General features: G+C 67.5%; 9 protein-coding genes. 2 read left to right on the forward strand and 7 right to left on the reverse strand.

Translation table 11 applies throughout. The features are described from left to right. Positions 1-7: 7 nt before the first annotated feature. Genes tviB through LK409_RS12950 form a run of 7 tightly spaced genes read right to left on the reverse strand, consistent with a single transcriptional unit; the run spans position 8 to position 8,132 of the window. Positions 8-1,297 carry a Vi polysaccharide biosynthesis UDP-N-acetylglucosamine C-6 dehydrogenase TviB gene (tviB, locus tag LK409_RS12920; RefSeq protein WP_003811228.1) on the reverse strand — a complete coding sequence of 430 codons (1,290 nt, stop codon included), beginning with the start codon at positions 1,295-1,297 and terminating at the stop codon, positions 8-10. Positions 1,298-1,319: 22 nt separating this feature from the next. Then, entirely contained in the window at positions 1,320-2,417 is a 1,098-nt protein-coding gene (locus LK409_RS12925; RefSeq protein WP_003816414.1) for a polysaccharide biosynthesis/export family protein, read from the reverse strand. After that, on the reverse strand, positions 2,414-3,304 hold the full coding sequence (locus tag LK409_RS12930) for a capsular polysaccharide biosynthesis protein (protein WP_003811224.1): 891 nt from the start codon (positions 3,302-3,304) through the stop codon (positions 2,414-2,416). Before LK409_RS12930 ends, LK409_RS12925 begins: the two co-directional genes overlap by 4 nt. Beyond that, a complete protein-coding gene (locus LK409_RS12935) occupies positions 3,301-5,385 on the reverse strand; it encodes a glycosyltransferase (protein ID WP_010928819.1) in 2,085 nt (694 codons plus the stop codon). Before LK409_RS12935 ends, LK409_RS12930 begins: the two co-directional genes overlap by 4 nt. 31 nt (positions 5,386-5,416) lie before the next feature. Then, entirely contained in the window at positions 5,417-6,586 is a 1,170-nt protein-coding gene (locus LK409_RS12940) for a capsule polysaccharide transporter (protein WP_003811220.1), read from the reverse strand. Positions 6,587-6,627: 41 nt separating this feature from the next. After that, entirely contained in the window at positions 6,628-7,362 is a 735-nt protein-coding gene (locus LK409_RS12945) for an ABC transporter ATP-binding protein (RefSeq protein ID WP_033447769.1), read from the reverse strand. After that, positions 7,362-8,132 carry an ABC transporter permease gene (locus LK409_RS12950; RefSeq protein ID WP_003811217.1) on the reverse strand — a complete coding sequence of 257 codons (771 nt, stop codon included), beginning with the start codon at positions 8,130-8,132 and terminating at the stop codon, positions 7,362-7,364. Before LK409_RS12950 ends, LK409_RS12945 begins: the two co-directional genes overlap by 1 nt. A 324-nt stretch (positions 8,133-8,456) precedes the next feature. Here LK409_RS12950 and LK409_RS12955 point away from each other — a divergent pair, with 324 nt between their 5' ends. Together LK409_RS12955 and LK409_RS12960 are read left to right on the forward strand one after the other, a co-directional pair. Next, positions 8,457-9,770: a glycosyltransferase family A protein gene (locus LK409_RS12955; protein ID WP_010928821.1), complete on the forward strand. Its 1,314-nt coding sequence runs from the start codon at positions 8,457-8,459 to the stop codon at positions 9,768-9,770. A gap of 26 nt (positions 9,771-9,796) precedes the next feature. Further along, the gene (locus LK409_RS12960) at positions 9,797-11,881 is read left to right on the forward strand and encodes a glycosyltransferase (RefSeq protein WP_010928822.1); all 2,085 of its coding nucleotides are present in this window, start codon (positions 9,797-9,799) and stop codon (positions 11,879-11,881) included. The last annotated feature ends 89 nt before the right edge of the window (positions 11,882-11,970 follow it).

Consider the following 11,970-nt stretch of genomic DNA (forward strand, 5'->3'; position numbering starts at 1 on the left):
TTCCTTCTTACAGCCTCAGGTCAGCCTGGTCGGGGGCCAGCACATACTTCAGGTCGTACAGGATGTGCTCGGCCTTGCCGAACTTGCGGATCGCCTCGGCGCCCATCTCGACGAACTGGTGGTGCGACACCGCCAGGATGACCGCGTCGTACGCCCCGGCGGCCGGCTTGGCCACCGGCGTGATGCCGTACTCGTGCTCGGCCTCGGCCGGGTCCACCCACGGGTCGTACACGTCCACGTCGACGTGGTACTCGCCCAGCTCGCGCACGATGTCCACCACGCGCGTGTTGCGCAGGTCGGGGCAGTTTTCCTTGAACGTCAGGCCCATCAGCAGCACGCGCGCGCCCTCGACGTGGATGCGGCGCTTGGCCATGGCCTTGACCAGCTGCGAGACCACGTAGCCGCCCATCGAGTCGTTCAGGCGGCGGCCCGCCAGGATGATCTCGGGGTGGTAGCCGATCGACTGCGCCTTGTGCGTCAGGTAGTACGGATCCACGCCGATGCAGTGCCCGCCCACCAGGCCCGGACGGAACGGCAGGAAGTTCCACTTGGTGCCGGCGGCCTGCAGCACGGCCTCGGTGTCGATGCCCATCTTGTTGAAGATCAGCGCCAGCTCGTTGATCAGCGCGATGTTGACGTCGCGCTGCGTGTTCTCGATCACCTTGGCGGCCTCGGCCACGCGGATGCTCGAGGCTTTGTGGGTGCCGGCCGTGATGATCTCGTTGTACAGCTGGTCGACCAGCTCGGCGACTTCCGGCGTCGAGCCCGAGGTCACCTTCTTGATGGTGTTGACGCGGTGCGCCTTGTCGCCCGGGTTGATGCGCTCGGGGCTGTAGCCGGCGTAGAAGTCCTGGTTGAACTTCAGGCCCGACACGCGCTCGAGCACCGGCACGCAGTCTTCCTCGGTGGCGCCCGGGTACACGGTCGATTCGTAGATCACGATGTCGCCGCGCTTGAGCACCGCGCCGATGGTCTCGCTGGCCTTGACCAGCGGCGTGAGGTCGGGCTGCTTGTACTCGTCGATCGGCGTGGGCACGGTGACGATGAACACATTGGCCTTGCCCAGTTCCTCGCGCTCGGCGGTGTAGCTGAGCTGCCCGGCCTGGGCCAGTTCGTCGTCCTCGACTTCCAGGGTGTGATCGTGGCCGGCCTTGAGCGCGGCGATGCGGCGCTCGTTGATATCGAAGCCAATCACCGGGCGCTTCTTGCCGAACTCCACGGCCAGCGGCAGCCCGACATACCCCAGGCCGACGACGGCGAGATGAACATCTGCAGGATTGGAAAACTTCTTCGGCATTGGTGCTACCTTCCAGTGAAAATTAGTAAGTACCCACGCGTTGGCCCACGATCAGGACCTGCACGATAGGCGTAATGATCTTTTCCCATTCGTACATGGGCGCATTACTGACATACACCACGTCCTCCGGCAGCAGCTCGAATTGCTTGGCCAGGAACATGGACTCCGGATTGCGCATGTTCAGCCTGAACACCGTGGGCCGCGGGCGGCCATCGGCGTTGCGGCCGTCCAGGCGAAAAACGAATACCCCGGTGGCGTCGGCCGCGCGGTCGTTCAGGCCTCCGGCCACGCCCAGGGCGTCGAGCAGATTGGTCTGGTTCGACGGCAGTTCGTGCAGGCCCGGCTTGGTGAGGGCCCCCATCGCCACAAAACGCTTCAGGTTCGGTTCGACCACCAGTTCGGAGCGCGGCTCCACCGCCACGTTGCGGCCGTTGAGCAATTGCTGGTAAGGAATGCGCTGCACCTTGCTGCCAGTCCGGATCACCACGTCGGCCTGGTAGGCCGGCAGGGTCGAGCCGCCCGCCTGCGTGATCGCATCCAGCGCCGTCAGCGGGCCCTTGTTGCCGCCGAAGCGTCCCGGGCGCGGCACCGCCCCGGCCACCAGCACCGAATTGGAGCGGTCGTCGGCCAGATCCACCATGACCTGCGGCTGCACCGCCGCGGTATTGCGCAGGCTGCCCTTGACGAGCTGCTCGATCTGCGCCAGCGACTTGCCCTGCACTTTCAGGCGGCCCGCATAGGGCAGCGAGATGCTGCCGTCGGCCGCGACCCGCACGGCTTCGAACACCGTGCCGCCGGCGGCCAGCGGCGCGAACAGTCCGGTCTCCATGCTGTCGGCTACCAGGATGCGCAGCACATCGCCCGGCATCACGCGCATATTGCCCACGTAGCCGTCCGAGGTGGCGCCATCCTTGGACACCGCCTTGACCAGCACATAGGGCGCAATGGTGTCGGCGCGCAGGTCCACCAGGTCGTAGGAGCCGGGCTTGGCGCCGGTCGCGTCGGTCGACCCACCGTCCATGATGGCCGATCGCGTCGGGCCCGACCCGGAGAGAATGCTGCAGCCCGACAGCAGGGCCAGCAGCGCGATGCTCAGGCAACGTATGAGTCTATGGTTCATGGTCCGTCTTGGTACTCCGGTAGAAACTGGGAAGGCGCCAGCGCGCCGCTCGAAGCGGCCAGCGCGGCCCGGATGCGCGTATGCATGTACCCGGCCAGCACCGGCTCGAACTCCGGCGAATAATGGTTCATGTCGGCGCCGTCGCTGGCCAGCAGGCGCGCTGAAGGCCAATCGGGCGCGGCATCCAGCGGGTCGATCACGTGCACCTGGTGCAGTCCGCGCGCGGCGGCCTTGATGCGCGCCACGTGGCGGACCCGCGCGGCGATGCGGCGCCCGTCGGCGCGCTCGGCGTCGACGTGGGTCACCACCAGCACGGGCTTGCCCAGGCGCAGCGCCAGGTACATCAGGTCGGCGCGCACCACGGCCTCGCTGTCCTCGGCGCAGCGCGCCTCGCGCAGCACGCGCAAGCCGCCCGCCAGCACCGTCTCCTCGGCCTGGTCTCGGTACAGGCCGGCCACGGCCTCGTAGGCTTCGGGCGCCACTTCGCCGGCGCGCACCAGCGAGCGCCACCAGTTGCGGCCTTCGTCGCCCAGCTCGCGCACCAGGTGCTTGACCACCAGGTTCTTCTGCAGGAACACGCCATTGACGCTCACGCTGCGCTCCGAAGCCGCCTCGACCAGCACCGCGTCGGCCTGCGCCAGTTCGTCGGCGCGCGCCGGCGTCACCACGGGCGTGCGGCCGGCCGGAAACATGAACGGCAGCAGCTGGGAGTCGGGACGCGTCCGGTCGGCCAGCCATTGCACGCGCTGCACCGCCTCGCGCGTACTGTGGATGTAGCCGCTTATCCCGGCCGTCAGCGGCTGCACCAGGCCGCCGTCGTGCAGCAGGCGCGCCGGCCGGTGCACACGGCAACTGCCCAGCACGAAGAGTTTGGGCGGCATGGTCATGGCATCTGGTAGCACCGGACCGTCGATGCAATCATCTGGTTGAGCGAAAAACGCGCCGAGGCCCAGTCGGCCGCCTTGCGCGCGATCCCCGGGTCGGCCGCGCACATGTCGTGGATGCGCGCCAGCGCCTCGGCCACGTCCGGCGCGGTCACCGTGTCGGCCGGCAGGGTAAGCCCCGTCACGCCTTCCTGCACCGCCTCGCCGGCGCCGCCGGCCAGCGTCGTCACCACCGGCACGCCCGAGAACTGCGCCTCGATCAGCACATTGGGCAGCCCTTCGAAGCGCGACAGCAGCAGGAACGCGTTGAACTGCGTCAGCCAGTAGCCCACCCGCCTGGACAGGCCGGTAAACAGGATGCGCTCGCCCATGCCCAGCCGCTGCGCGAACTCCCGCACCGACTCCAGCAGCGGCCCACCGCCCACCATGATGAAGCGGACATTCGGGTGGCTGGCGGCAAAGCGCTGCGCCGCCTCCACCCACAGGAACGGGCGCTTGTTGTCGTCGACCCGCATGACCGTGCCGACGGTAAAGCGCGCGTCCGAAGTGCGGGCGTCGAACTGCGCCATCATGGCGGTGCAGGCGTCGTCCTGCACCGACTTCAGCGGCGCCAGCCCGTTGTAGACCACCGGAATGCGCCGCTCGTCCACGCCCAGCCAGTCGGCATAGCGATGCGCGGCGAATTGCGAATTGGAACTCAGCGCCACGCCGCGCATCTTCAGCAGTTCCGAATAAATGATGTCGTACTCGACGCGATAGCGGTCCGGCCGGTCCACCGGCGGCATGGTGCGCACCGACAGCACGATGCGCGGCACGCCGGCCAGCAGCGCCGCCAGCGCGCAGGCGAAGATCGAACCGTCCTGCCAGATATGCACCACGCTGGGCACCGACGACCGCATCACGTCGGTCAGCTTGGTCGTTCCCTCGATGATCTGCTTGGGCAGGAAGCGCAGGTACTCGCGGTACGGCGCCAGCAGCGACGAGAACTCGCAGCCGCCCCATGCCTGCATGTCCGAATAGACGGAAACCGGGATGCCGGCGTCGCGCAGCGTGGCGGCGAAGAAATCGGCGCCTTCGCGGCTGCGCAGCGAGCGGCACACGACCTGCACCGGACCCAGCACGCCGTAGCCGGCAATCGATTGCCCCTGCTGGATGGCGCTTTGCAGGGCCACGGCGGTGTTGACGAATTGACGCTCGGCGCCGCCGGCGCCCAGCGAGCCATTGATCATCAGCACCGGACCGACGAACGATTCCGGCCCGGCATCGTATTCCGCATTGCGGCGCCGGCCGATCTCCTGCAGCATTTTCTCCAGCACCAGGATGCTGACCGGCACATCGCGCCCATCGCCCTCCACGCCCAGGCGCCGCAACGCGGCCAGGTCGGCATTCAGGTCCACCAGCCGCCGCGTCAGCTTGCGCGCGCCGTCGCCGATGGCGTCCAGCCCCGCCTGCAGCACATCGCGGGCGCGCCACAGCGCGCCGCGGCGCGTCAGCGACTGCGCCCAGCCGACATAGCCGTTCTCGAACTCGGGGTGTTGCCGGGACAGCCGCTCGAAGCAGGCGTCGGCCTGCTCGCTCTGCCCGATTTCGTCCCAGCTCTTGGCTTCCAGCAGGATCTCCCGTGCGCTGCTGCTGCCGCCGGAGAAGTACAGTTCGATCTCGGCGCGCCCGGCTTCGATGCCCTGCTGGCGCTTGACGCCGCGCAGCATGAGGATGAAAGCCTCGGAAGAGTCGGGAAAGCGCTGATGGATGCCGCGCCATACCGCCAGGCCTTCATCGCTGCGGTGGGCCGCCTCCAGCGCCCGCGCCACCAGCACCTGGAACAGCTCGGTATGCGGATAACGCCGGACGTAATCCAGCAGTTCGGGCAAGGCGGCCGCCGGCTTGTGGACCGCCGCATGGCGCTCCAGCACCTGGCGCGCCTGCTGCAACAGCTCGCGGCCGGCTTCTTCCGACTCGCCCGGCTCGGCCAGCGCGGCCTCGAGCAGGTCGAGAATCGTCGGCCCGGACGCCGGGCCGCCGGTCGGGCCGGCCGCGGTATCGGCGCGGCGCGGCTTGCGGATGCGGGACAGAAACGAAAACATGGCGTGATCTCGTTGACGGTTGAACGATGGCTCAGGCGTGGTCCTTGACGGCGTAAACCACCAGCACCGCCACGATCCACAGAATGAAAAGACCCAGCAGGCCCAGCGCGGTATCGGTGAAGCGGCGCGGGTACAGCGACTCGTCGGCCAGCTGCGGCTGCGAGGCGATCACCGTGTACAGCACCTGGCGCGCCGCCAGGCCGCGGGCGTCCTCGAGGGTTTTCAGGGCGCCGGTGTAGTACGCCTCGGCGAATTGCCGCTCGGTCTCGGCCGACTCGTACTCGCGCAGCAGCTTGGACAGCGTGTTGCCGTTCTCGCTGCGCCCACCGCTGATCTGATGGTCATTGAGGTCCTTGAGCTGGCGCATCAGCGCTTCGTGGCGCGCCTTGACGCGCTCGTAGGCCGGGCCGCTGCGCAGCCCGCCACGCCCCATCGCGTCCAGTTCCGCGGCCGCGGTGGCCACGTCGCCGCGCACCTTGGCCGCCAGCTGCAGATTGGCCTCCGCCTCCTTGACGGGGTCCAGCACGCCCGTGCGGGCCCGCAGGTCCTGGACCTGCACCCGTGCCTGCGCCAGGCGCTTTTCGGCGATGCCGACCTCGACGCGGGCGAAGTCCACGCTGTCCTCGCGCGACTTGGCCGACATCTGGTTGACCAGCTTCTCGCTGGCCTGCAGGATCGCCTGGGCCAGTTGCAGCGATTCCTCCGGCGAGAAGGCCCGCACCCGCAGGATGATCGCGCCGGTGGACATGTCGAATTCGATGTCCACCATGCGATTCCATTGCCGCCACAGGCCTTCCTCGGTCTCGTCCTGGTTCATGCCGTACCAGAAATCGATCATCGGCTTGGACCACATCTCGCGCAGGTTCAGTTCCTTGTCCAGCTCCTGTACGATCTGGCGCGATTTCACATAATCGACCACGGCGAACGAATCGACGAACAGCTCGGTCGCCATCGCGCCGCTGCCCATCGACGAATGCCCGTCGCGGTTGGCGCTGGCCTGCTGCATCTGCGAGCCCGCGCGCAGCCCGAAGCGCGCCTCCGAGACATACTGGTCGGACGCAATGAAGAACAGGTACAAGGCCAGCAGCACGCCGGGAATGCCGATCAGCGCGATGGCGGACCAGCGCAGGTAATTGGCGGGCTTGCCCGGCGTCATGCCGGGCAGGCGCGGCCCTGTATAGGTTTTCTCCGTACTAGTCATAGTCGCTTCTGGATTCAGGTGAATTGCCGATCGAATCGGGCTCAGGATTGCTCAGCGTCGACCGTGTCGACGACCGGCTCGGCCTCGGCCGCCGGCGCGGGCGCGCTCTGCGTGTAGCGCGCGATGGTTTCGTCCAAGGGGCCGTAGTGCGCCATGGTGCCGTGCTGCATGATCACGCCGTGGCTGCAGAAGCGCCGCACCGTGGTGGGCGCGTTGGCCGCCATGATGATGGTGGCGCCGCGCGAGCGCTCGGCGAACACCTCGAGACATTTGCGCTTGAAGTTCACGTCGCCGACCGCGGCCATCTCGTCGACCACGTACACATCGCAGCGCAGCGCCATCGATATGCCGTAGGACAGCCGCGCGCGCATGCTGTTGGCGTAGGTGACCACAGGCAGGTCGAACGACCGCCCCAGTTCAGAGAAGTCGTAGACGAAGCGCTCCACGTCCGGGACATCGCAGCCGTAGATGCGCGCGATGAAGCGCACGTTGTCGCGGCCGGTCATGTTCGAGCTGATGCCGCCGGCGAACCCCAGCGGATACGAAATGCTGACCGCCCGCTGCACCGTGCCCGAGTCGGGCAGCTCCATGCCGCAGATCATGCGCAGCAGCACCGATTTTCCCGAGCCGTTGCCGCCCAGGATGGCCAGGTTCTCGCCGCCGCGGAAATCGAACGACACGTCATCGAGAATGCGCCTGATGCCTTTCTTGGAGCGATAGCCCTTGCAGACATTGCGCAGCGAAATGATGGTGTCCTGGTCCATGGCCGTCTCCATCAACGGGTGTGCAGCCGGCGGCGCATGGCGCGCTCCAGGCACAGCCCCAGCACGACGCTGCCCACGGCCCACTTGATCAGATAGCCGCGGTCCAGCGTCAGCGAGCTGAAATGGGTGAAATACCCGGCGCGGAACCACTCGATGGCATGCACCAGCGGATTCCAGACCAGCACGCGGCGCGCCTGCTCCGGCAACGCATCCACCAGGTAGAAGACGCCCGACAGCAGGTACAGCGGGCGGGTCAGCGCCGAATAAAGGTGCTCCCACGACTTGAACAGCATGTTCAGCACCGCGTTGATCAGGCCCACGCCGAAGCCCAGCAGGAATGTGAACAGCGCGGCGGCGGCGCACTCTTCCAGGCGCTGCGGCAGGATCAGCTTGCCGCCCAGCATCACCAGGAACAGCAGGATGGCGAACACCGCCACCCAGGTCAGCGCCTGCAGCAAGGCCTTGGCGAACACGATGTCCATGTTGGTGATCGGCGGCAGCCGCAGCAGCGACGCATTCGACGAAATCGACCGTGCCAGCCGCGACGACGTGTGGCTGAACAGGAAGAACGGCATGATGCCGGTGATGAAGAACATCTGCAGGTTGCCGACCGGCGCCTGCCGGCCCCACACCACGTAGATGGTGGACAGCACCGCCACGTGCAGGATCGGCTCGATCAGCGCCCACAGATAACCCAGGCGCGTGCCGCCGAAGCGCACCCGTGTTTCGCGAAATATCAAAGACCCGATCACCCGCGCCTGTACCGTCAGCGCCGAGCTCAAACCTGGGCTCCCGATACCTGCATCCTTCGCTCCCTTGCGGCGCGCTTAATAACCCGATGGATTATCGGCGCGCCACTTCCATATAAACAAAAACAAAACCGCCCAAAATGTCGGACGGCAGTCGGAACGGGAGAATGATAATTTCGGGGCACCGGCCGTTGATTTCAAGATATATCAAATCAACACCATCCATGCGGCGATCAATCGCTTCACAAAAATGGTGTATTGGCAGCCTATAATCCAGGTGCATCACAACCGGGATTTTCCCGGCAAACCAATGCCGCGCATCCGTCGACGGCCGGGCGGCACACTTGCAAGGCCGCCATGCTGCGCACCGCACTGCTTAATATTTATCAGAAAAGAGTACAAGCGCTTACCAGCCGCCTGCCGCTGGCGCAGTTGCTGGCGCGCGCCGCCGATAATCCCGCCCTGCTCAATCGGCTGGGTCTGTTCCAGAGCGCCGCGGCCGTCCCGGCGCGCGGCGCCGAACAGGGACTGTGCCGGGCGCGGGCCGCGCTGGAATGCAGCCACGCGGCCCGCCGCCCCGATCCCGCGCGGCTGCGCGCCCGCGTCTCCGACCATGCGCGGCGCCAATACGCCCTGACGCTGGCGCGTCACGACCCCGAAAGCGCGCGCCAATGGCTGGCGCCAACCGACTGGGAACTCGATCTCGCCCTGGACCTGGCTGCCGGCCGCGCTGACCTGGCCTTACACAAGGCAAGGAAATCTGCGAGCAATATTAGTAAATCAAAGAATTTGCATGAAATTCTTGCTGCAGCGCACACCTGCCTGGGGGATTTCTCTGCGGCCAGAAATAATTTATCGCAGCTACTGACAGATTCGCGCATTTACGTGCCGCCCGGCGACACGCCGCTGCGGCCCGCCGATTTCATTGGCCTGGCGCCGATTTCCCCCCGGCCCGTCGCCGCCGGCGCCCCGCTGATAAGCGTCATAATCTGCGCCCGTGACGCCGCGCCTTATATCAACAATGCGCTGCAATCCATACAGGCGCAAACCTATCCTAATATTGAAATCATTGCGATAGATGACGGCTCGACCGATAACACATTTCAACATCTGAGCGCCGCCGCCGCTCAAAATCCGCGTATAAATATCGCCAGGACGAAAAACCACGGCGTATATGCGGCTCGCAATATGGCCCTGCAGCGGGCAAAAGGCGAATTCATTACCTTTCTCGATGCCGACAACATAATGCTGGCCACCCGCCTGCAGGATCAGGCGGCCCTGCTGCAGGCAAGCGGCGCCTGCGCCGCCGTCAGCCGCCTGCTGCGCCTGACGGCCGACGGACAACTGGCCGCCCCGCGCGTGTTTCCCTTCGTCCGGCACAACCCCTGCTCGCTGATGATCCGGCGCGACGCGCTGGCCGTCATCGGGCAGTTCGAGGAAATGCGCTTCGGCGCCGATGAGGAGTACGAGCATCGCATGCAGGTTCTTTTGGGTTTCCACAGCATCGCCCGCAGCCGCGCGGTCCAGACCGTGGCCTTGCACCGGCCGCAGTCGCTGACCCAGCACGGCGCGACCGGCCTGGGCTCCGACCAGGGCAGACAGCGGCGGATCGCCTACCGCGAGACCTGGATGCGGCGCCACGCCAGCCTGGCGCCGCTACGCACGCCCTGACGCCACGCACCACTTTCTTTGCGCCCATGGAACACGACAACAATACCGTACGCCACATGTCCGCCCCGGCCGCTCGCCGGGCAGCCGCGCCGGACCGCCTGCGCCAGCTGACCCAGGAGAACGAGCTGGCCTACTCCCGCCTGGAACAGGAGCGCGCCGCGCGCGTGCAGGCCGAGAAAGACCTCGCCGGCGTCAAGGCGCTGCTGCGCGAAACCAACCAGCAGCTCGCCAAGCAGCGCCGCACGCTGACCTGGCAGTTCGGCGAGGCGGTCACGCGCGCGCGCACGCTGAAGGATTACGTGCTGCTGCCCTACCGCCTGATCAAGCTGTCCGAAGACCATCGCCGCCAGAGCCGCCACGCGCCCGTGGTGCGCAAGCACGCCTCGGCCGCACTGCCCGCCGAAACCGCCAGCGCCATCAAGGAGGCGCTGGAGTACGTCAAGCGGGTGCGCAGCCCCGAGGTCATCCTGTGGATCGGACGCCAGCCGTGGCCGGCCGAAGTACGCGCCAAGGTCTTCTGCGAAGTGGCCAAATGGGCCCGCACCAGCTATCCGCAGATCGCCGAGCAAATCGTCCAGCAACTGCTGGGGCTCGACCCCGCCGCGCCGCACGTGCGCCAGCTCGCATTCAGCCTCTATGACGCCGGCATCGTCGACGCGTCGGCCCAGCTGCTGCGCGCCGCCCGCACCGCCGGGGCCACCTTCAGCACGGCCGAGCGCCTGCGCGCCGAGCGCATCGAACATGCGCAAGGCATCCTGGCCCAATCCATCGAACCCGCCGCGCGCGGCGACTACACCTTCGATTTCGACGCGCAGGGTCCCATCGTCATCCTCTCGCCCGTCTCCATCCTGCAAGGCCGCAACGCCGCCAGCAACGCGCTGCACCGCTTCGCGCTGAGCATGCAGGCCCGCTACGGCGACACCATGGTCATCAGCCTGGCCGCTCAGCACGCCGAATCCGCCGACGCCGCGCCCGGCCAGCAGGCCGACGCCGCGCTGCATGCGCGCACCGGGCTGGTCGTCGATGGCGTCGCGTACCGCCATGCGCCGGCCATATCGCGCCAGACGCCGTCGTTCCAGGACGTGTGCGCGGCCATGGCCGAGACGGTGCTGGCCGCCACGGTGCGCCAGCAGCCGCGCGCGGTGCTGGCCTGGGACGACGCCTATTGCGCGCTGGGGGCCAGCGCGGCGGCCCAGACCCTGCGCGTGCCCTATGGACTGGTGCTGCAAAGCCTGGACTTCTTCCAGAAGACGGCGGCCAACCATCTGCTGTCCGAGCGCGCGCGCGTCGACCTCAATCTGTTGACCCTGGCGGCGCGCCAGGCGGATCTGCTGGCCTTGGGCTCCCCGGCGCTGCAAGGCGCGCTGGAGAACCTGCTGGACGGCTCGCGCCCGGTCGCGCTGGTGCCGCCGCTGCCCCTGCCGCCGATGAATCACCGCAAGGAAGCTCCCCCGGACCTGGCCGCCACGCTGCGCCGCCTGGAGGGCAAGCGGGTGTTCGCCGTGACCGAGGACGAGCCGGCCGTGGCGACGGCGCGCGCGCTGATCGATCTGTATGCGGAAATCTCGTTCGTGCAGCCCGATGCCGTCTTGCTGGTCATGTCCAACGGCAAGGCTGCCGCCGCGATGCGCCACCATGCCGTGGCGATCGGCCTGCAGGAAGGCCAGGTGGTATTCGCTCCGCCGGCCAGCGACGCCATCTCGCGCGAGCAACTGCTGCGGCGCGTCGAGATCGCCCTGTTCCCCTACGTCGACAACCGCGCCGAAGTCAGCCTGGTGCCGTCGGCCGCGGCCCTGCTCGAATGCATGGCGCTGGGCGTGTGCCCCGCCGTCGGCCCGGCGCCCGCCTACGCCGCCCATGTGGAGGCTGGCCGCAACGGCGTGCCGATCGACCTGAACGCGCCCGCCGCCGAAACCGCCGCGCACCTGCAGCAGGTGCTGGGCGAGGCCGGCGAGCTGGGCAAGCGCGCGCGCGAAAGCGTGCAGCGCGATCTGCCCTGGCACGACTACGACGAGGCCATCGGCGCCCTGCTGCTGCAGGCCGCCACGCCGCAGCCGCACATACCCGGCCGGCGCGCCGAACCGCAATTGCTGCACCTGAAGGTGTCGTAAGCCATGCCAGCCCCGAGCCCCGCCATGCGTCGCGCCGGACCGGCCCAAGGCAAAAGCCCGTCCAGCACGACGGCGCCCGCGCGGCGGGC

Source organism: Bordetella parapertussis (assembly GCF_020735925.1).
In the GTDB taxonomy this organism is placed as follows: Bacteria; Pseudomonadota; Gammaproteobacteria; order Burkholderiales; family Burkholderiaceae_B; genus Bordetella; species Bordetella pertussis.